19 protein-coding genes are annotated in these 20,817 nt (G+C 43.4%); 3 read left to right on the top strand and 16 right to left on the bottom strand.

Going from position 1 to position 20,817, the window contains the following annotated elements:
- Window positions 1-3 precede the first annotated feature (3 nt).
- From E7X57_RS01245 to E7X57_RS01210, 8 genes are all read right to left on the bottom strand, one after another.
- Complete coding sequence (locus E7X57_RS01245) at window positions 4-630, bottom strand: (Fe-S)-binding protein (protein WP_135609718.1); 627 nt, start codon at window positions 628-630, stop codon at window positions 4-6.
- A 3-nt stretch (window positions 631-633) separates the two neighbouring features.
- Window positions 634-1,332: a GTP-binding protein gene (locus E7X57_RS01240; protein ID WP_135609716.1), complete on the bottom strand. Its 699-nt coding sequence runs from the start codon at window positions 1,330-1,332 to the stop codon at window positions 634-636.
- Complete coding sequence (locus E7X57_RS01235) at window positions 1,329-2,093, bottom strand: ATP-binding cassette domain-containing protein (protein WP_135609714.1); 765 nt, start codon at window positions 2,091-2,093, stop codon at window positions 1,329-1,331. Before E7X57_RS01235 ends, E7X57_RS01240 begins: the two co-directional genes overlap by 4 nt.
- Before the next feature lies 1 nt (window position 2,094).
- Window positions 2,095-3,348, bottom strand: coding sequence for a cysteate synthase (locus E7X57_RS01230; RefSeq protein WP_135609712.1), 1,254 nt, complete (start codon window positions 3,346-3,348; stop codon window positions 2,095-2,097).
- Between the two features lie 184 nt (window positions 3,349-3,532).
- Window positions 3,533-3,766 (bottom strand): cytochrome b5 domain-containing protein, encoded by a 234-nt coding sequence (locus E7X57_RS01225; protein ID WP_135609710.1) that lies wholly within the window; start codon window positions 3,764-3,766, stop codon window positions 3,533-3,535.
- A 48-nt stretch (window positions 3,767-3,814) separates the two neighbouring features.
- Window positions 3,815-6,523 (bottom strand): PAS domain-containing sensor histidine kinase, encoded by a 2,709-nt coding sequence (locus E7X57_RS01220; protein WP_135609708.1) that lies wholly within the window; start codon window positions 6,521-6,523, stop codon window positions 3,815-3,817.
- A 280-nt stretch (window positions 6,524-6,803) separates the two neighbouring features.
- Window positions 6,804-8,801, bottom strand: a complete 1,998-nt coding sequence (locus E7X57_RS01215; protein WP_135609706.1) for a PAS domain-containing sensor histidine kinase — start codon at window positions 8,799-8,801, stop codon at window positions 6,804-6,806.
- Window positions 8,802-8,890: 89 nt separating this feature from the next.
- A complete protein-coding gene (locus E7X57_RS01210) occupies window positions 8,891-10,024 on the bottom strand; it encodes an aldo/keto reductase (RefSeq protein ID WP_135609704.1) in 1,134 nt (377 codons plus the stop codon).
- A gap of 128 nt (window positions 10,025-10,152) precedes the next feature.
- On the opposite strand from E7X57_RS01210, the gene E7X57_RS01205 reads away from it, so the two are divergent.
- Window positions 10,153-10,773: a YigZ family protein gene (locus E7X57_RS01205; protein WP_135609702.1), complete on the top strand. Its 621-nt coding sequence runs from the start codon at window positions 10,153-10,155 to the stop codon at window positions 10,771-10,773.
- 43 nt (window positions 10,774-10,816) lie between these two features.
- The gene (locus tag E7X57_RS01200) at window positions 10,817-11,332 is read left to right on the top strand and encodes a GNAT family N-acetyltransferase (RefSeq protein ID WP_135609700.1); all 516 of its coding nucleotides are present in this window, start codon (window positions 10,817-10,819) and stop codon (window positions 11,330-11,332) included.
- A gap of 62 nt (window positions 11,333-11,394) precedes the next feature.
- Here E7X57_RS01200 and E7X57_RS01195 read toward each other — a convergent pair whose 3' ends face one another.
- Entirely contained in the window at window positions 11,395-11,979 is a 585-nt protein-coding gene (locus tag E7X57_RS01195) for a class I SAM-dependent methyltransferase (RefSeq protein ID WP_244603570.1), read from the bottom strand.
- 320 nt (window positions 11,980-12,299) lie between these two features.
- Between E7X57_RS01195 and E7X57_RS01190 the strand changes: the two genes are divergently transcribed.
- Window positions 12,300-12,800, top strand: a complete 501-nt coding sequence (locus E7X57_RS01190; RefSeq protein ID WP_244603557.1) for a phosphate-starvation-inducible PsiE family protein — start codon at window positions 12,300-12,302, stop codon at window positions 12,798-12,800.
- A gap of 73 nt (window positions 12,801-12,873) precedes the next feature.
- On the opposite strand, the gene E7X57_RS01185 is transcribed toward E7X57_RS01190, so the two are convergent.
- From E7X57_RS01185 to E7X57_RS01155, 7 genes are all read right to left on the bottom strand, one after another.
- Window positions 12,874-14,136: a serpin family protein gene (locus E7X57_RS01185; RefSeq protein WP_135609696.1), complete on the bottom strand. Its 1,263-nt coding sequence runs from the start codon at window positions 14,134-14,136 to the stop codon at window positions 12,874-12,876.
- Between the two features lie 71 nt (window positions 14,137-14,207).
- Entirely contained in the window at window positions 14,208-14,792 is a 585-nt protein-coding gene (locus E7X57_RS01180; protein WP_135609694.1) for a metal-dependent hydrolase, read from the bottom strand.
- Between the two features lie 217 nt (window positions 14,793-15,009).
- On the bottom strand, window positions 15,010-16,308 hold the full coding sequence (locus E7X57_RS01175; RefSeq protein WP_135609692.1) for a PKD domain-containing protein: 1,299 nt from the start codon (window positions 16,306-16,308) through the stop codon (window positions 15,010-15,012).
- A 574-nt stretch (window positions 16,309-16,882) separates the two neighbouring features.
- Entirely contained in the window at window positions 16,883-17,299 is a 417-nt protein-coding gene (locus E7X57_RS01170; protein WP_135609690.1) for a SufE family protein, read from the bottom strand.
- Window positions 17,296-18,477, bottom strand: a complete 1,182-nt coding sequence (locus E7X57_RS01165; protein WP_135609688.1) for an aminotransferase class V-fold PLP-dependent enzyme — start codon at window positions 18,475-18,477, stop codon at window positions 17,296-17,298. The genes E7X57_RS01170 and E7X57_RS01165 overlap by 4 nt, the downstream gene beginning before the upstream one ends.
- Window positions 18,474-19,436 (bottom strand): L-histidine N(alpha)-methyltransferase, encoded by a 963-nt coding sequence (gene egtD, locus E7X57_RS01160; RefSeq protein WP_135609686.1) that lies wholly within the window; start codon window positions 19,434-19,436, stop codon window positions 18,474-18,476. The genes E7X57_RS01165 and egtD overlap by 4 nt, the downstream gene beginning before the upstream one ends.
- Window positions 19,433-20,695 carry a rhodanese-like domain-containing protein gene (locus E7X57_RS01155; protein WP_135609684.1) on the bottom strand — a complete coding sequence of 421 codons (1,263 nt, stop codon included), beginning with the start codon at window positions 20,693-20,695 and terminating at the stop codon, window positions 19,433-19,435. The genes egtD and E7X57_RS01155 overlap by 4 nt, the downstream gene beginning before the upstream one ends.
- Window positions 20,696-20,817 lie beyond the last annotated feature (122 nt).

Genomic DNA, 20,817 nt, shown 5'->3' with positions numbered 1-20,817 from the left:
TTCTCACCACACTTTCAGGTCGATGGCTTCGATCCTTACATTCCTTTCTTCCACTCCCACTATGATACCTGAATGAACTTTCTGCATCATGCAATGCGTGGGGATGAACTTCACAGTCTCACCTACTCTCGGGATGCGTCCTTTTTCGACCTTTCCATCAAAAGCGAATATCAGGCATATCCCTGCATCGATAAATTCAACATCTTCATTTCCAAGACGCTGGAGTGGTCCTACCATGTGGATGGTGTTCATTCCTCGGGATGCTTCAATGACCTTTGCAAAATGGGTTATAGGGCAACCAAGCGGTCTGTACCTTACAAGATCGCCTGCTTTGAGCTCGGTGCCGTCGATAGGATGAATATCCTCCCGGCAAGTTGGTTCACCGGACAGTGGTGCAAGGGTAAAATCTGCCTCGAGGCCGTCGATCACACCAATAATATTGGTTCCGTCAGACCTGTCCTTTAACAGTTCCTTCAGCTTCTTCCTGTTCTTAGCAAACTGTTGCTTTCCCATGAATGGGCAGAGGCCGATGTCCTCAGCTTTTCTCATGTTATCTGCAAGATCACGACATTGCTTGTATCCGCATTTGCCGCAATTATATCCGGGAAGCAGCTCAACGATCTCTTCCATTGTTCACTCTCCCTTATATTCCATGAATCCATCAAGGTGTCGGAGAACTCCCATGTGGTACTTGCGCTCAACACGTTTTTCACCGCTGCAAAGGGTACAGATCGCAAGTGGGGGGTTATACCTGAGTTCCATATCTTTTCCTGCTTCAACAGAATCTTCTATTAGCTCTGCAAGTTCGATGGCGCCTTTTCCACTAAGCCCGTTAGCTTCTACAACCATACATTCAGGGTTGACTTCCAGTACCCTTTCCCTGAATACCTCACGTTCTGCCTGTGAGACGATGTCGCCCTTTGTCATGACCACGATATCGGCTGTTGTTAGCAGTGGTCCGACTTTCAGTGGTGTGTTCGGACCGGTGGTCACATCGATGACACAGACCGCCAGACATGAATCCGGATATGGTGCACACCTTAAGCATAGTCCTGCGGTCTCATTGAGCAGGACGTTTGCACCTTCCTCTTCTGCCCATTGCAGCATGGGCTCTGTATTATAGATTGTAAAATGATCAGGGCACATATCCCTTGCAAGACCTACTCGAATTGGCACGTCAAGCCTTCCAAATCTCTTGTCATCATCTGTCCAGAGGCAGTCGACCTTGACGACTGCAGGCTTGTTGCCACGCCTTTTCAGGGCCTGTATGGTATGCAATAATACAGACGTTTTTCCGGATCCCGGGGTTCCTGCAACAACTACTAATTTCATACGACACCTTCCACGATCTCCCCTCGCCTAATGATCTCGCGAAGGTCCATCAACCAGTTATCAACTTCTGAGACACGATCTCCGACATTCTTCTCTTCAGCGCTCGTTGTGATTATATCGGTCATCCCTCCGTTCTTTATGACTATCCTGCGGGATGCCATAAGTGCCAGTACAGGGTCGTGTGTGACTACCACTACTATCTTCCCTTCACCTGCAAGAAGGTCCAATGCTTCCTGTTTTTTAATCCCTGCGTTCTCGATCTCATCGATAAGCACGATGGGTGAATCACTGATCACTGCTATGTCAGCGGTCATGAGGGAACGTGACTGTCCACCACTCAGGACGGTAAGCTGGTCCTCTTCGTGGATGGGTTCTCCTGTAAGTATGTTTGCCAGCTCGATGACCTTGTGCATAAGCTCAGGGTCTTTTCCACGGCTTCTGGCATGCATCTGCAGGAATTCAGAAACGCTCATGTCAGCAAGGAAATGCATGTTCTGTGAAAGCTGTGCTATAAGTTTCAGGCGAGGATCAACCCTCATTTTTGTGTCCGGTTCTTCATCATTGATAAGTATCCTGCGTCTGGTTGGCGTATCACCCTGTGCAAGTTGTTCGATATCATCGATGAGTGTACTTTTTCCGGAACCCGTGGGGCCGACTATTCCGAGGATATCTCCCGGATTTAGTTCAACTCTTTCCACCAGTTCCTTTGTACCATCCTTGTTAACGCCTCCGATGATCGTCAGCTTGATAGAATTGCTCATATCAGTAACCTCCTTTCCCGAAAAGTTCGGATACCTTTTCCAGTATCTTTCTCTCCGCATCCGGGTCTGTGGGGGATACAGTAAGACCGATCTCCAGTTGTTGTGTCGGGAATTCTTCTTCCAGTCGTTTTTGTCCCCCTCCGGTTATGTTCAGTACGATCTGATCATCAGTTTTGATCTCGCCAGAATCCACAGCCTTGATCAGTGCAGCACAGGCAACACCGGGTGCCGGCAGTATGTCGATACCTTCACTTTCCTCGAAGAGGTTCTGCGCAGATTCAGCTTCCTTGTTACTTATCCCGTAGATCATTCCGTTCGTATCATCCAGTGCATCTTTCACACCGCCGATCGCTGAATATGGCGGCTTCCTGTTGTAGAGTACATCATCATGCATTTCTTCAGGACAGCGGCCTGTAAGTTCAATGCCTGTCCATAATGAGTAGAGTGGTGCACATGGCAGGTTCTGCGCAAGATGAAGCCTTGGCATGTTGTTGCCAAAACGACCGTCTTCAAGGAGCCTGATCGATGCTTCCCAGGCTGAGATCCCGCCTGTTCCGCTTCCAACTGCTTGGAAATAGTGGTGTGGTAGGCTTTTGGTAGTAAGTACTGCATCCAGCATCACGGTCCCCATCCCATCCCTTCTGGCAACGTTTCGAGCACCACCTTCGCTTACAAAATCATCTCTTGCTGCTATCTTTTCTGCCATTGCAATAGCCTGGTAATAGTCCCCATCCACGGTCACCGTACAGATGGAGGACGAGTTCTCATCCGTTGTCCAGAGTCGATGTGTGCTGTTCTTTGGTACTATCAGCAGTAATTTCTGCCCTGTTATGGATGCCACATGTGCAAATGCCCTGGCGGTATTGCCGGCAGATGCGACTACCATTATACGTTCTTCATTATTCTCAATTAAGCGCTGCATTGTGGGGAAGGACTCGAGGTCCTTGAAGCTGCATGTTCTAATGAAAGCTTCTTTTTCAGGCCAATAGCCATTGAAAGTGATGTTCAGGTCGCTAAGTCCGAGCTCTTTTGCAAACTCCTCACTTCTGTATGTCACAGGTCTGCCGGAACCTTCCTCGATTATGCCGTTTACCGGGAGCCAGTCGTAATATCTCCAGATCCCGGGCATGTCTGCCGGTTCGATCTGTTTCTTAGAATACTCTGTGCGCAGCAATGCATCGTCATTTGGACAATGTAATGCATACGGATCCTGCACTTCTTTACACTCAGGACATTTCACGACATACTTGTTCATGAGTTCAAGTCGGAGAATCTGCTTATATATTTTTCCATTAAATAGGCATAAATTACCGCTTTGGGTTTGTTATGGTATGCACGATGGACGATTAGGCAATATATTTGAAAAAAGTGTAAAAAAATACGTGTGGGCATTTCAGTCATGTCCTTAAAAGGGATCATCCATCCCTCAAAAAAGATCTTTAATCTATCAATGTTCCAACAACAGGGATCTCTTCCATGACGTCATCATCATGAGGGGAGTCGTCCATCTCATCGGTAAGGTCTATACCGCCTTCATGCATTCCCTGGTGATCTCCATCATCCCATAGCATACTTTCAGTTACGTCGTAGACTTTTCCCTGATAAGCCATGTAGCACTTTGCTCCATCCTTACCGTTGTATTTTGCAAGTTCTTCTTTTGTAAAATCTTCCACTTTAATTCCCTCCGTTCTCAATAAATAGTACTCCGTATTAATTATGATTTACGCTTTTTTTAATGTTACCCAGAATACGCTGCCAGCCCCTTCCGGATTGTCCTCTACTCCAACTTCTCCTCCATGGAGTTCAACTATCCTCTTGACAATTGCAAGCCCAATCCCACTTCCTTTTATTTTGTAATTTCCTGCTGCTCGCTTGAAACGGTCGAATATCAGGTCTTTGTCCTTATCAGCAATTCCTTTTCCTGAATCCGCGACTGTGACCTTCCAGTATTCCTTCTGGTCTTTCACGTCAATTTTGATATTTTCATTTTCAGGACTGTATTTTACAGCGTTTGATATAAGATTTGCAAAAACTTCTTCTATCATCGGGTTTACAAGTGCATCATACCTGCCTTTTGTTCCAAGTATGATCTTCATTTCTTTCTGGGCTGCCTGGTATTCAAAATGAAGTCTGCAATCATTCAGGATCTTTGTAATATCCACAGGTTCAAAATCGATCTCATCCGTTGATTCCAATTTGGCAAAAGCTGCCACACATTCTATAATTTCGATGAGCTTTTGATTTGTGTTATCAATTCTGTCAAGTTTCTGTAACTTATTTTCATCATCTTCTTCGATAAGCAAAAGATTAGTATATCCATCTATGATAGTTGCATGGTTCAGAAGATCATGGCTGAGGATGTCTGTGAAAATATCTTTAAATTCATTTGAGTTCTCAAGTTGTTTTGCATATTTCCTGAGCATTTCCTCAGTTTCCTTTATCTCTGTCACATCAATAATTGCTCCGACAAGCCCGGCAATTTCTCCATTGAGGTCCGTAAATAAGGATTTGTTGAACATCACTCTACGTCTTGAACTATCTACTGATTCGCACCATGACTCATAGATCTGTATTCCACCCTTTTCAAAAAGTTCGTTGTCCTTTTCATAATATTTTGGTGCAAGATCATCAGGACACAATTCAAAAACAGTTTTTCCTACAAGCTCTTCTTTTTTAATTCCTATAAAATCCTCAAATGCTTTGTTGCATCCAAGATATATCCCATCTTTATTCTTGTAGAACACAGGTAAGGGGATAGCATCTATAAGTTCCTGCAGGAAATGGAAATATGTTCTCTGGACCTTTTCAGCCTCTTTGAGTTGCGTAACATCATTTCCAATAGCTATCGACCCTATGAATTTTCTATTTTCATTAACAATGTTTCTCGAGTTCCATGATATTATGCGCTCCTCTCCATCTTTTCTTGTGATGGTGGTCTCAAACCCTGCTACTCGCTTACCTTCTTCTAAAATGGCTTTGGCCTCTGCAAATATCTCATCCCGATATTCTTTTTCCGGATATACCAGGTCCCATACCTTAGTAGTACCAATAATCTCTTTTCTGGAGTATCCACTTATCTTTTCTGCAGCCTTGTTCCATATAACAACTTCTGCATTTTCGTTAAGAACGTTGAGCCAGATATCTGCATTTTCAATAACAGTCTGCTGGAACTGTGTCAGGTTGCATATCTTTTCATCAGCCAGTAATTTTTCAGTGATATCTTCTACTGTAAAAGTAATTCCTGCCGGAGGGTCCTTTGGATCTATAAGGGCAAAAGTGAAGGCAACATCAATTTTTTTCCCATCTTTTCGTATCCATTTACCCTGTGTCTGGATCGGAGCTTTATCTTTGCCAAACCCTTTCAATATATTGCCGATCCTGTTGTATTCTTCATCATCAGGATAAAGAAATCTTGTATTAACTCCCACAATTTCCTCTCTTGAATATCCCACCAGTTCACACATATTGTCATTAACATCTCTGAAAACCCTGTCCCAAACCACTCCAATTCCTGTCGGTGTTGCAAGGAATACACTTCTGATCTTTGCTTCCTTTTCCTTGATAGCTTTCTCGTAATTTTTTATTTCCGTAATGTCTTGCAATGTGTATATTATCCTCCTGGGATTATCTTCAGGATCCAGAAGTGCAAGTTTCATGGAAATATCAATGATCCTTCCATCTTTATGCATGAATTGGGTTTGTGTAGTTCTCGTGCGTTTTTCCTTTATAACAGCCTCCACTTCTTCCCCGACGAGCCTGTAATGTTCATCAGATGGGTAGAACATGCGCGTGTCCTTTTCGAGGATATCTTCTTTTGAGTATCCAAGTATGTTGTAAGCCTCTTCATTGGCATACAGTATCTTCCTGTCACATGAAAGTCCGATCCCTATCGGAGCAACATCAAAAAGAGTGGTTATGTGCTGTTCTTTTTCTTTTAAATTCTCTTCAGCACGTTTTCTTTCAACTATCTCCATTTTGAGCTGTTCATTGGCTTTTTTCAGTTCAGATGTTCTTATTTCTACGAGCTCTTCGAGATGATCACGATACTGTTTGAGCTCATCTTCTACAAGCTTTTGTCTGGTCACATCTCGAAGTACGCCGATCAATCCCCTGGAGTTGCCATCTTTATCGCTCTGGAAGTGTGGGTAGTTCTCGATCCAGTGTACATTCCCCTCACTGTCAGATAATCTGAAGATGCTGGTTGGGGCATTTTTTTCCATCATTGCTTTTTGGAAATCTGAGGTTAACTTTTCACAATCTTCTGGATAGATATAATCTGCAAAAGGGCTGTTTTCCATCTCTTCAGGATCCAATCCATATCGTTTGATCTGGGGACTGATGTAAAGAATGATACCTTCTGCATTTGTGATGTAAACTATATCATTGGTGTTCTCGATCAGGTATTGATATTTTTCCTTCCCTTTGTTCACCAGATCTTCTATGGAAACATAGTCTATGGTATCTGTCTTGATAGCTTACCCCCCTGAGCAATGAAAAACAAAACAGAATATTATTATGCTCTGATGAAGTATATAACTATATTTGTCTGGTCTGAAAAAGCAATACGTGTCGGCCCAATAATAATTGCAGAGAATTTCTGCTAATGTACAATCTGTGACCTATAAAGTTGAGAATCAAAACTGTATGATAATTACTGCCGGGTCTGTTATCGTAAATCTATTTTTGATCAATTTGATCATTAAGGATATTTCATGCTTTTCTGAAAGTTACTCCGAACACAGTCCCATTAGCTACGATATTGTCTTCCACGCTGAGATCTCCTTCATGCAGGTCAACTATCCTTTTAACAATGGCAAGTCCGAGCCCGGTTCCTTTCACTCCCTTTTTGTCCACACGTTTGAAACGGTCAAATATCAGTGATTTTTCATCATCCGGGATCCCATCTCCAAAATCGGTAACTGTGACTTTCCAATTCCGATCTTCATTGATGATATCTACAATAACTTTTGAGTTATCAGGCCCATACTTGATAGCATTTGATATCAGATTTGCGAACACTTCTTCTATCATAGGATTGGCTAACGCATTGTATTCTCCGTGTACCGGAAAATCGATAACGATGTTCTTCTGGTTGGCATGGTACTGGAAATGCTTTATAGCACCTTTTAACATTCCTGCAAGTTCTATTGGCTCGAAATTGATCTCATCGATCGTTTCAAACTTTGCAAAAGATGCCGCAGATTCGATGAGTTCCATAAGTTTACGGTTACTGTCCTCGATGTTCTCCAGATTCTTTATCTTGTTCTCATCCTTTTCAATTTGCAGGAGCATGTATGCAAATCCGTTGACCACATTTGCATGGTTGAGCAGATCATGACGCATGATGTCCGTGAATATATCTTTAAGTTCATTGGAACGCTCAAGTTGTTCAGCATACTCTTTCAGGATCATCTCAGACCTGACGCGGTCCGTGATATCAATAATTACGCCGATAACTCCGAGGACATCTCCTTTTATGTCAGTAAAAACAGATTTATTGACCATAACATTGTGCTTTTTCTTATCGCTGGCGTAGATCACTTCTTTTTCATAGGTCCTTGATCCTCCGGTCTCGATCAGTTCCATGTCCGTACAATCTGATTCAGCGATCTGGATATCAATCTGTAGTTCTGAGGTAATTTTTCCAATTATCTGTTCTTTTTCGATACCGGAAAAGTTCTCAAATGCCTTGTTGCATCCAAGATATATCCCTTCTTTATCTTTGTAACAAATAGGTGCAGGTATGGCATCAATGAGTTCCTGCATGAAATGGAAATTCTTTATTCGCATCTCCTCTGCTTCTTTTCTTATTGTGATGTCATTACCGATGCCAATCGTTCCGATGTTCTCTCCTTTTGAGTTCAGGAGTTTCTTATAGTTCCATGAGACTACACGCTTTTCCCCATTTTTTCTTGTGATAGTAGTTTCCAGGTTGGATATCTCCAATCCTTCTTCTATGATCCTGGAAATTGTTGAAAAGACCTCATTGCGATATTCTTTATCCGGGTACAGCTGGTCCCAGATCTTCGTGCTGCCGACAACCTCGTCCCTTTTGTAACCACTGATCGTTTCTGCAGCATTGTTCCATATTACTACCTCTACATCCCTGTTAAGCACATCAAGCCATATATCCGCGTTCTCAATAACGGTTTGCTGGAACTGGCTCAGGCTGACAATTCTCTCTTCTCCTTCTTTCAGGTCATCAATTTCCTGTTTAAGGTTTTCATTGGATCTTATCAGATCAGCATTTTGATCTTTGAGTTTATCATCAAATCTATCACGATATATCTGCAGCTCTTTTTGCATTGCGATGTGGTCAGTAACATCTTTCATGATGCCGATGATCCGGAATGGTTTCCCATTTCTTCCTCTCTGGAATTCGGCATGGTTCTTAAGCCAGTGTTCTTTCCCATCCTGGTCAAAAACCCTTAATAATGTGTCAATAGATGTGTTTTCCGTCATCCTTTTCTGGAATCCGGATGCCAGAGTCTCACGGTCGGATGAATTGATATAGTTCAAAAAAGGAGTGCCATACATCCTTTCCGGATCCAGTCCGTATTTGCTTATCTGGGGACTGATATAATCTATAACACCTTCCGAATCTAAGATATAGGATATGTCGCTGATGATCTCGATGGGGAAGTCGCATTTATTTTCTTCCGCATTCAATGCATCATGCATAGTGACGCTCTCTATATGACTTGTCATTTAGGACTGCCTTCTAAAAAAAAATAAATTATGATTATCATTATGATTACTTAATTCTATATGAATTTTTTTGAGTGTATGTTACTTCTTCAGTTCTCAAGAATCTTTGAAACGTGTTTCAACATTTTTTGTATCGAAATGTGCTGTGGACATTTCTGTTCACAAAGTCCGCATTCAACACATCCGGATGCCCTTTCTTCCGCAGGTACGAACAGATCGTAGTGCAGACGTGCTTTTTCAAGATTCCCGTACATGGAAGCACTGTTCAGATAGGTAAACGCAGCCGGGATGTTCACTCCGGAAGGACACGGCAGGCAATATTTGCAGTCGGTACAATTCACTTCGATCTTTTCAAGATATACGTCCTTAACTTTCCCGATAAGCTCATGCTCTTTCTCAGAAAGCGATCCTGCAATTCCTTCTTCTGCATAGGCGATATTTTGCTCCAGCTGTTCGAAATTGCTCATCCCGCTCAGGACGATGCTTATCTGTGGCTGGTCCCAGAGATATTGAAGACACCAGTTTGCAGGTGTGCGTTTAACATCTGCACTGTTCCATATCTGCTGTGCTTCATCTGGCATTTGCACAAGACTTCCGCCACGCAGTGGTTCCATGATAGCAACACCAAGACCTTTATCGGCAGCGTAGTGCAGACCTTCCTTTCCTGCCTGGTAGTTCTCATCCATGAAGTTGTACTGTATCATGCAAAAGTCCCAGTCATAGCCGTCCACAATCTCTTTGAATACCCCAAGATCGTCATGGAAGGAGAATCCTATATACTTTATTTTACCGGCGGATATTGCACTTTCAATAAAGTCGAACATGCCCAGTTCTTTCATCTTTTCCCAGTGGCCTCTGGTAAATCCGTGCATGAGGTAGAAATCAATGTAGTCTGTCTGAAGCCTGCGAAGCTGAGCGTCAAGATAGCGGTCCATATCCTCTCTTGTTTCCACCAGCCATAGCGGCAGTTTTGTTGCAAGGTAGACCTTTTCACGATAACCGCTGCTCAGCACTTTGCCCACGAATGGTTCGCTTTTTCCTTCGTGATATGGATAAGCTGTGTCAAAATAGTTCACACCCTGTTCGATGGCGTATTCTATCATCCTGGTTGCTTGCTCTTCATCGATCTGGTCGTCTTTTCCATCGATAACAGGGAACCTCATACACCCAAAACCAAGTACTGAAACGTCCTCTCCTGTTCTTCCAAATTTGCGGTATAACATCTCATCCCTCTATTTTATGTATCATCAGCTATCTCTTGAGCTTGCACGGTATTGTATCGAATTTCTTCTACAGGTCTAATGATAGATGTTTACCGTTATTAATATTCAATCGTTGTGCTGGTGATCCTTTGTATCGAACGGTCAGGTCTGATGGTGTTTCCCAGAAGGAGTTCAGGAACTCGGTCTTTATAGGCCACGCATCTCCCATAATGAATGAAGCAGATGCGAAGGCTTTTGTGCTTGCCGTTAAGGAGCGATATACTGATGCCAACCACAATGTTTCTGCTTACCTGATCAAGAACGGAAGCACTCTTGTGGCAAAATATGACGATGACGGCGAGCCTGCAGGCAGTTCCGGGAAGCCGGTCTTCAGGGTGCTGGAGCTTAAAGAGCTGAGCAATGTGGCAGTTGTGGTGACCCGTTATTTCGGTGGCATAAAACTGGGATTCGGAGGTCTTTCCAGAGCCTACAGGGAGGCAGCGGTAGCTGCTATCGAAGAAGCCGGCATCATTGAAGTGCATGAGATGGTGGCCCTGAAGTTGAAGGTCACCTATTCCGATATCCAGACTGTGAAGAAGCTCATCGAAGAATGCGGCAACATTGTGGATGAGAACTACACCGATATCGTGGAGCTATCTGTTGAAGTGAGAAAAGGCACTGAGGACGATCTCATCTCAAAGGTCACGGACCTGACAAGGAACAGGGCTAATGTGGCATATATCAATGGCTGTTCTCACTCTTACAAGTAAACTATTTATTTCAGGTAATCTATCTTTTTTTGGGGATCATATTATGCTGATCAGAAAAGAAGAAGATACAGACTATATAGCGATCACAGAGGTGAACGATCATGCTTTTGGTCAGGAGAACGAGGGCAGGCTTGTTGTAAACCTGAGGATGCATTCCGATTTTGTTCCTGAGCTTTCACTGGTTGCCGAGGTAGATGGCAAGGTCGTAGGTCATATCCTGTTCTTCCCGATCAAAGTTGTTGATGATGGCAAGGAATTTGACTCCCTTTCACTGGCACCAATGTCCGTTCTTCCGAAGTTCCAGAAGCAGGGTATTGGCAGTGCGCTTGTAAAGGAAGGACTTACTGTAGCTGAGAACCTCGGACACAGGTCGGTCATTGTTCTGGGTCATGCCGAATATTATCCACGCTTTGGTTTCAGACCTGCATCGCAGTGGGGCATACGTGCTCCTTTTGAAGATGTACCGGACGAGGCATTCATGGCAATGGAGCTGGTCGATGGTGCACTGGATGATGTAAGAGGTGTTGTTGAATATCCTGATGAGTTCAACGAGGTTTGATAATTTTATAAGGGTATTTTAGTTAAAGGCAATTTGGCGATGATCATTGCAGGCAGCAGTGATCATTTGATAGCATAGAATCCGGCCTGCATGTAGGAGGTCCAGAACAGTTCGCATGTGCTGAAGCCTGTTTCCCTTAACATCTCAAGATGCTCTTTTATCGTGATCGGGAAATATGCTGTGTTGAACCTTTTCAGATGCTCTTCAACAACCATTTCCTCTTTTTTATTGTCCAGCTGGAATCTCCTCCATCTGTCGAGGGCGAGATTGGTTGCTTTTTCTGATCCCGGCATTATGTTCTCGAAGGTTACGTAGATGCCCCCTTCTTTTAGCATCCCGAAGCATTTTGTTGTTGCAGCAGCTCTTTCTTCCCTGTTCATGTAGTGATGTGACTGGATCGCTGTGATGACATCACATTCAGGGATTTCAGACACGGGCAGGTCCAGGGTAGTGAAGTTGTGAAAAGAGACTCTTTCGGCATGGTTGCCTTCCAGTCTGTTCTTCACATACCTTATCATGTGTTCGGAAGGGTCGTTCAGGTGAAATGTACAATTCTCAAATGTGTCGATTGCAAGTTCAGCCAATGACCCGGTCCCGCAACCAGTGTCAAGCCAGTGATTGCAGTCAGGCTTTGCCGTCTTTAGCAGATCGATGGTTTCTTTCTGGAAATTCTGATAGTATGGAATGGTTTTGCGAACATTTTTTCATATTTTTCCGGTATGAATTGTGTTGTATTAGCCATGTCCTATTTTTCCTGGCATGAGTTTGATGATAGCTAAATACTATCTCATTATCCTATGTTTTACTAATAACTGATCAGCAAGTGATCTTTTAAAGCAAGCATTCAGGATATATATGTATTCTATATATTCATTGCACACATCTATATTCTATCCAGACATCTATATTCTATCCAGACAAGCTCTATATGTACGTTTGTCTGTTCAACGCCTGAGGTTCATGTTCAATGACTCCTCCTCCAGGCAACACTATGATAGACAATACAAAAGTATTCAGGAAAATAATCGATTCAATAACGACCCTTGTCCTATACATCCTTCTTCTGACATTGGTTGTAGGAATGGCTAAAACCCTTCTGGACCTGCGATTCACTGTTTTCACATCACTGGATGTCGGCTTTAACCACATGGTCTCCAGCGTGCTCACGATCTTCATACTGATCGACCTGTTCAACACCTTTGTAGATTACCACGAACATGAGCGCATCAAACTGACATACGTTACTGACGCCACCATCCTGATCGTGATGCGTGAGATCGCTATGGGAATGTACGCAAAGGAATTCGAGTCCGGCTTCATCTTTGCCCTTGCAGCGCTTATACTGGTCCTGGGGATCGTGCGTGTTCTTGCCATCAGGTATTCTCCTGAGGACTTGCATGACCTTGCACCGCCATTTATGGCCGGGAAGCAGAAAGGAAAAGTGAAACAAAAGAAAAATGAAACATAAGTGGGATAAAAGTCAAAATAACAGTATGGATCCTGTCCATCCTGTTACTTGTTATCAATATTTCATCCTGCTTTCATGCTGTTGCAACCTGATCGTACTCAGGGTGTTCAACCTTCCCCATGAAAAGGATACATCCGGTTCTTTTGTCTTCGATGAAGAACATGAATGGGTGGTCTGCCTTGAACTCTTTTATGACCGGCTCATCGACTATGGCACAGTCTACTGCTTCAACGGCTGTTGCAGCAGCGGCTTCTGTTCCCTTTTCTTGCACGTCGATATAAGTCTGGTGGATCACTTCTGAAATGGTCAGGTCCGTCTCTTCAGTTATTCCTGTAAAACCAAAATCATAGAAAGCATCAGTTAATCCCATTTTTACGAGTGGGTATGAAAGCTTTTCTTTTGTCTGGAATTTGAATTTTGGCAGCCATATCCTGACATCATATTCATCACTCATTCCCCTTTTGAGCTTATCGTAGTTGTTGACCGTGAAAGTGCTTTCAAAATTGTCGATGTTGTTCTCATTCGGGAGTACAACATACATTGAAAGGTCATTCCCTTTGTATGGAAGTTCCAGTATCTTTGCTTCCGGGGTTTCCCCGTAACTGGCTTTTCTTTGATCATACATCATGTCCACCTGGATCTCCTCACCCTCTGTCAGGTGGAAAGGTTCTTTGTTCGTCCTGAATTCCACGAAGTCCTCCTGCCACCTTCCATTGAAATAAATAGCATTTGTGACCACGAGTTTGGTATACCCGTCAAATGACTGCCCGTCGATTATGTCTTTTATCTTGTTGTTGGTCTGTTCTTCGACCCACTCATTAATTGTTTTTGCAGACTCTTCAGGCTCCCCTTCAAAATCGAGTTTATCGACGTTCCCATTGTAATATTCCTCTATGTTATTTTCATAGTCAGCTACAAGCTGCTGGTCCTCCCGTAACCAGATTGCATTTGCAGTTTTTAGTTCATAGTCATCGGAATTCCGGTTCACGGTATCGATATACTCTTTGGCGCTCAGTCTCATGACAGACCTGTCAAGCGGATAATAAAGTACCTCTGCCATTTGCTGTTGTGTAGTTCCCTCAGCACCCTCATAACAGATAGCCATTGCAGTGAAGATACTGTAAGGAGAAATGAGCATGTTCCCATCCTTGCCTTCCTGTAATTCAGAGTACAGGTCAAAGGCAAAAGCATTGTTCGCAGCAGCAAGGTCATATTCCTCAACAGATTGCGCATTTATGGTGGTATCAGGGTCTGCCTGTGTATTTTCGATGCAGCCGATGCACGTTAATGCGAATGCTAGAAGCAAGATTGCCAGTGCCGTTTGTTTGGATGTCATAAATTTACAATGTGTTCAACATTGAAATATTTTGTCATGGTTGCTGGAAAAAGTGAGAAGTCAGCAGTTCATCACTTTTCAGATCGATACCTGAACTCAAAACCAAGGTGGTTCAATGCAAACAATGCCATCATTATCACAACGGCGATAAAGAGAATTGCTACATAGGATGCGAGCATATAATTTATGAGATTACCACATGCTAATCCTACATCCATATATGAGAACACGCTAATCGTTCTACTGGATATTGGGTAATAATAGTTTATGTTTCCTCCGGCAAGATCATCCAGCAATAGATGTGAAAGGGATGCAGATTCGGCAAAAAACCCCATATATGCAGCCTTGCTAAATTCCCGATATACCATATATCCAATAATCGCTCCAAACAGGAGTGCAGAGGAACTGAACAGCAGTGAATGTGTTGGGATCGGTCCGATCAGGGTGTGTTCTAGGGTACCATTCACAATGATGTTATAAGCAGCAGTGATGTCCGGGTACAGTGCAAAAAAAGCTCCTATTAACAGCAGCAACAGGATATGTCTGATCTCTTTGAATGAAATATCCCTGCGAAGGAGTGCCACAAGGGGTGTATAGACTGCTATTGCACAGATGCAGAGCACGAAGAACATAACATGCGCAACTGGATATGGCATATTAATAGATAGGATGCCCGAGGGTATAATAATATCGGAGATGTGTGGTGGGATCTGGAATTATTTTACTATCTATTTAATGAAAAATTAAATGTTATATCTGTTCGGAATAGTCAGCTCCAGAGGAGGAGGGGGGTGGAGAATGGAGGGAGTTATGAGTGCGTTTAATAATAAAAATGAGGAGTTTACTCCTTTCTCCTCATGAATACAAATGCTTTCACTGATATGTGATCGTGCCGGATCTTGTCTCGCCGTCCCATTGGATGTTATGGGAAACGCCGTCTACCGTAAAGGTAAATGTTCTTGGTCCGGATCCCCACACTTTCTTTGAGTCTACAGTAACCTTTCCATTGCTGTCAGTTACTCCGGAATCACTATCGCTGGTCGTACCACTCCACTGGCCGGAGACTACTACACCATCGATAGGACTGCCGGTGGAATCAACAATCTTTACTTCTGCTGTGGCGTATATCCGGGTCCATTTCCAGAAATTGTAGTTTTCCACAACTGACATGTTGGTGCTGTCAATAGAAATGGTGTTGATCTCAGGTGCTGCCACTGTGACCGTTGCTGTATCTGATGTAGATGCACCATCATTATCAGTTATGGTCAGGATCACGTTATAAACACCTTTATCAGCATAAGTGTGAGCAGGTGTTAATGCACTTTCTGCAATTTCACTATCTCCGAAGTCCCATGAAATTATGTGGGTATCGAGAATTCCGGGATCATCAAAGTTTCCTGAAAAACGGACTTCATTACCTGCATTAGCTGTCTGGTCCGGTCCTGCATCCACAACTGGTGCAACATTGTTTACCGTTACTGTAAGTGTGTCAGATGCAGATGCACCTTTATCATCGGTTACTGTCAATGTTGCCGTATAGATGCCGTTGTTTTTATAAGCGTGTGTGACTTCCAGGCCGGATGCTGCTGTTCCATCACTGAAGTCCCATTCATATGATGTTATTTCAACACCATTCGGATCATAGGAACCCGAGGCATCAAAAGATAATATATCACCTTCATTAACTTCGGAGGGCCCATTGGCAACTGCTACAGGTCCTTCGTTAATGGTCAGGGTCAGATCATTGATCAAGACATCTATAGGATTTCCTGATGGGTCACTTACTATCACATTTTTCAGACTAATTGTTGATGTGCTTGTAACCTGGTCCTTTACACTCATTGTGATGATTGCAAATGACTCAGGGCCTAAGATGCTTGAAGGGCCAATTATCGACCCGTAAACATCTGAAAGTATTCCGGCATTGTTGTCTATGTTTCCTTCGTTGAAAAATGCTGAAGCCCCATTCTGGCTTAAGAATCTGCCTTCGGATACGCTGTCTATCTGTATTTTTGAGCTGTCAAACTCGAGATCGAACTGTAATCCTGCAATTGCAGTATCCGGTGTAATAAAAACATCCACTGTAAAGTTTTCACCGGTTGTGACGATCTGAGATGATGGTTCAAGTGTTATGTCTGATGCAGTTGAATTGAAACTGCCAAGAACAAGCAAAAGTAAAAATATAGCAATTATTGTGATGAGTTTGATGGATACTCCCTCCTTCTCTCATGGCTTGTAGGTTTATAAGCATATATAATTATTTATGTATTTGGATAATAATATAATACTCTGCACTAAACAAATGAACCACGCCAAAACCTCTGGCCAACCCCGACACCCCAAATAGCACATCCAGCAGCCCCGCCACACCCTCCACCAGAAGCACTGCGGAAAAGATCACTACATAACACCTCTTCAGATAAGCTTCTGATCAATGACAGGCCGCCAGTGATCACGTATTCCTTCCCGACCCTGTGTATGGTATGTCAGCACAAGGGTCAGGGGTAGGGCACATCCTTCTTTGTGCGAAGAGGAGGGTCGGGTTTAGTCTGCGATCATCCCTCAACAACACAGCTTTCGAAAAGCACATTGTCAGGAACAACTGTGAAGTTCATTGGATTGGGTGCAGATGCCACGGTTTCGCGTAAAATATCATTGTAAAATTGTCACCAAACCGGGTTGCTGTTCTTTGGCGAAAATAAGGATCTCTGCAGGGCCATATACTCTGAAACTATTCCTATCCTTTTTAACTTTTCAAATTAGCTTCTTTTTCAGCAATCTCTTTTATCCTGGTGATGATCGACTCCAGTCCATTCGATCTCGCAGGAGAGAGATTTGACTTCAATCCAATTTTGTCAATAAAATAGAGATCAGTATCTAATATTTCTTGAGGATACCGATTGTTCACTACTTTAGCTACAAGAGCAATTATCCCTTTAGTTATCATCGCATCACTATCGAGGTCAAAGATCAATTTGCCATCTTCAGTATAACTTCTGATCCAGACTTTGGACTGGCATCCGCTGATCGAATTTTCTTCCACCTTAAATTCTTCATCCATCGGTTCGAGTTCTTTAGCAAAAGAAATAAGGAGACCATATTTGTCAAACCATTCAAGGCCGTCAAATTGTTCTATGATCTCATCCTGGATAGCATCGTTCACTTGTACATCATCTCTACTTTCTTTATTCCTTCAATTAGCATGTCAACATCTTCTTTTGTGTTATACAATGCAAAACTTGCTCTCACTGTGCCTTCTACCCCGAGGAATTTCATCAGTGGCTGGGCACAATGATGTCCGGTCCTGACAGCAACCCCCATCTTGTCTAAGATCAATCCTGTATCATAATGATGAATATTGTCCAGATCGAATGAGACAGCTCCGCACATCTGGGTGGTATTCCCATAAACTGTCACATTATCTATTTCCAGCAGTTTGTCCCTGGCGTAGGAATATACCTCATGCTCATGCTTTTTTATTTTATTCATGCCTGTTTTTTGCATGTAGTCAATTGCTGCACCGATACTTATTGCTCCTGCAATATCCGGTGTGCCTGCTTCAAACCTCAAAGGAGGATCCAGGTATGTTGATCTTTCAAGAGTTACCTTATCGATCATGCCCCCTCCGCCTATTGCCGGCATAATATCACTGAAGCGATCGCTTGTATAAAGCACTCCAACACCGGTAGATGCATACATCTTATGGCCTGAGAAAGCTAAAAAGTCGCAACCGATCTCTTTTACATCAAGAGGCAAATGCTGTATTGACTGGGCTGCATCAACAAGGACCGGGATGTCGTGATCCTTTGCAATCTCAGTGATCTCTTTGATCTCGTTTACAGAACCAAGAACATTTGATACATGAGCTATGGCTATCAATTTTGTTTTGTTCGTGATCTCCATAGAGTCTATCAGCGATTTGCAATCGTCATCCATCGGGATTGCCTTTACATTTGCTCCTGCAAGCTGCCAAGGTACGATATTTGAGTGGTGTTCCACACCGGTTACCAGAACTTCGTTTCCTTTTAAGGAAGGCTCAAGCGAGCGTGCGACCTGATTAATGGAACCGGTGGTTCCGGAAGTGAATGTCACTTCACTCGGGTTGCGGGCACCGATGAAGTCACTGACCTTTTTTCGTGCTTCCTCATACCTTTCACTTGAGACCTCGCTCAGGTAATGCAGACCCCTGTGGATATTACTATAATCTGTCCTATAGAAATCAGACATCGTATCGATCACAGAGTCCGGTTTCTGGGTCGTTGCTGCGTTATCAAGATAGACCAGTCTTTTCCCGTACACCTTTTGTGAAAGTATCGGGAAATCTTTTGCAAAATCTGTCATCTTTTCACCATTTCAACAAGGGAGAACCATTTTTTATCATCGCTAAAGATGTTCTCTACGGAAAGCCCGGCAGCCTCTGCCATTCTTTTGATGCCGTCAACAGTGTATTTGTGAGAGTTCTCTGTGTGGATGGTCTCGCCTTTTTTGAGGATTATCTTCTCATCCAGAATGGGGCTTGCTACTTCCAGATCGTCCTTTGCCTTCAGGTGCATCTCGATCCGGGAATATTCCCTGTTGAAGAATGCAACATGTTCAAATTCCTCCGGGTCGAAATCGGTCTCAAGATGTTCATTTGTAACATTCAATATATTCTTATTGAATTCTGCAGTGATCCCCTTGCTATCATTGTATGCTTTTTCAATGATGCCAATATCTTTTACCATATCCACTCCAAGGAGAAGCCTGTCGTTCTTATTCATGACTTTGCCAAGATCGGTCATGAATTCCATTGCCCTTGCCTCGGTAAAATTACCGATAGTGCTTCCGAAGAAGCAGAAGAACCGTTTTCTTTTCCCCGGGATCTTCTCAATATGCTCAAGGAAATCAGCGGTGATCCCATGGATCTTCATTTCAGGATATTTATCCTGAAGATTACAGGCAGATTTCTCGATGGAATCTTTGCAGACGTCAACCGGATAATATACGATGGTCTGACGGATCTCTTTTGGTACTTCATCGAGGAAGACTGAAATCTTCGAACAGTCCCCACTTCCCAGTTCTACGAGATCGCAGTCTTGCATCTCATGTTTCAATTTTTGAGCAGTTGACCTGAGCAATGGGATCTCGATCTTTGGAGGATAGTATTCTTCTAATTTAGTGATCTTCTCATACAATTCGGATCCATGATGGTCGTAGAAGAACATTGAAGGAAGTGTTTTAGGATCTGCTCTCAGGCAGGCTGCAAGTTTCTCCCTGATAGAGCTATCTCCTGTCTGTGGCATGAAATCTTCTATGATCATTGTTCGGGGACCCCTGTTTCAAAAGGAAGATCGTTGTTGCTCCATTCAAACCATCCGCCATCATAGACCGCTGCTTTATCCCAGCCCATAAGCCACGCGTTAAAGAAGGCTTCACTTCCCCTCCACCCGGTTCCGCAGTAGAACGCATTGCGCTTTTCGGGAGTGATCCCGCTCTCTTCCCAGATGTCTGCAACTTCCTGAGCTTCGCGCATGGTGTGGTCAAGGTTCCTGTAGTTTTCCATGTGGTAAGCATCTGTTCCGCAATCCCCGAATACCGCTCCCGGGATCCTTCCTTTCTTCTTAATGTAGTGGTACCCACTCACTTCCCCAATGTATTCTCTCCAGCTTCTAACACACACCAGGTTCTTGTCAGGGGAAGAAAGGATCTCTTTTGCTTCTTCAAGATCAACCATAATTTCCGGTCTTTGAGGGATTTCAACTCCAAAAGACACTTTATTATTCTCAGCAGACTCCCGGGTGATATCATAACCTGAATCAAGCCATGACTGAAGTCCGCCATTAAGTATGCGAACATCTTTTACACCGGCATAAAGCATGATGAATGCGCATCTCATTGCACCCAGATGGCCTGCGCTGCTTCCCGGGAACGGATCATCATAACTTGGTGCAGAGAACTTTCCATAGATAATGACCGTTGTATCATGGGTTATACCCGCGCTTTCCAGGGTTTCCTTTATTTCTTCAGGAGAGCGACGATTCCATGTTTCCTGAGATTCAAGAGAGAGCGTGTCAATGGATATTGCTCCCGGAATATGTCCTTCCTCATAATCGGCAGGGCTCCTGTAGTGAGAATGACACAAAACGAACTTATTATTGCTATATTCAGGAGCGTTATTTGTGGTTATCAACCGGTTAAGCCAGTCCGCTGAGACCAGCTGTCGATATCTTGCAAGATGCTCCATTGGCAGACCTTTCTCCGTCCATTCAAGAAAAAAGTTAAAAACAGTTACATCAGGGTAGCCGGCTTTCCCAAACTGCCTTGCCACTTCTTCTGTCTTCTGCCTGTCATACCCATAAATGACCAGGGGATCTTCCGGCAGGATCCCTTTATTCCTGACGATCTCTATCCAGTCAATATAGTGTAACCACTTGTAAGGCAGCGTCTTTGCACCTTTTATGTGCCCGCCTCTGGCCTCTCCCCGCTCCTTCCAGCCATTGTAGGCATCGATAGGCCTGATATCAATTATCTTATAATTGTGCAGGTTTTCAGCTAATTCGCTAGTTGTGATTTCCCCCATGCAATATAATCTATCAGAATTATTATATTATTCTTTGGGGGGTGGCATTGTGGAAATTCTTGGGTGCTGGGTTTAGTGTGGTGAGTTTGTTTATTTGTGAAAGGATTTGCTAAGTATAGTTC

The sequence above is a fragment of the Methanococcoides sp. AM1 genome, assembly GCF_900774055.1.
GTDB lineage: Archaea > Halobacteriota > Methanosarcinia > Methanosarcinales > Methanosarcinaceae > Methanococcoides.
This window is presented reverse-complemented; position numbering and strand designations above follow the sequence as displayed.

Coding starts and splice junctions, on each gene's coding strand:
- E7X57_RS01245 (WP_135609718.1), bottom strand. CDS start 630: ATGGAAGAGATCGTTGAGCTGCTTCCCGGATATAATTGCGGCAAATGC.
- E7X57_RS01240 (WP_135609716.1), bottom strand. CDS start 1,332: ATGAAATTAGTAGTTGTTGCAGGAACCCCGGGATCCGGAAAAACGTCT.
- E7X57_RS01235 (WP_135609714.1), bottom strand. CDS start 2,093: ATGAGCAATTCTATCAAGCTGACGATCATCGGAGGCGTTAACAAGGAT.
- E7X57_RS01230 (WP_135609712.1), bottom strand. CDS start 3,348: ATGAACAAGTATGTCGTGAAATGTCCTGAGTGTAAAGAAGTGCAGGAT.
- E7X57_RS01215 (WP_135609706.1), bottom strand. CDS start 8,801: ATGACAAGTCATATAGAGAGCGTCACTATGCATGATGCATTGAATGCG.
- E7X57_RS01210 (WP_135609704.1), bottom strand. CDS start 10,024: ATGTTATACCGCAAATTTGGAAGAACAGGAGAGGACGTTTCAGTACTT.
- E7X57_RS01200 (WP_135609700.1), top strand. CDS start 10,817: ATGCTGATCAGAAAAGAAGAAGATACAGACTATATAGCGATCACAGAG.
- E7X57_RS01190 (WP_244603557.1), top strand. CDS start 12,300: ATGACTCCTCCTCCAGGCAACACTATGATAGACAATACAAAAGTATTC.
- E7X57_RS01185 (WP_135609696.1), bottom strand. CDS start 14,136: ATGACATCCAAACAAACGGCACTGGCAATCTTGCTTCTAGCATTCGCA.
- E7X57_RS01180 (WP_135609694.1), bottom strand. CDS start 14,792: ATGCCATATCCAGTTGCGCATGTTATGTTCTTCGTGCTCTGCATCTGT.
- E7X57_RS01165 (WP_135609688.1), bottom strand. CDS start 18,477: ATGACAGATTTTGCAAAAGATTTCCCGATACTTTCACAAAAGGTGTAC.
- egtD (WP_135609686.1), bottom strand. CDS start 19,436: ATGATCATAGAAGATTTCATGCCACAGACAGGAGATAGCTCTATCAGG.
- E7X57_RS01155 (WP_135609684.1), bottom strand. CDS start 20,695: ATGGGGGAAATCACAACTAGCGAATTAGCTGAAAACCTGCACAATTAT.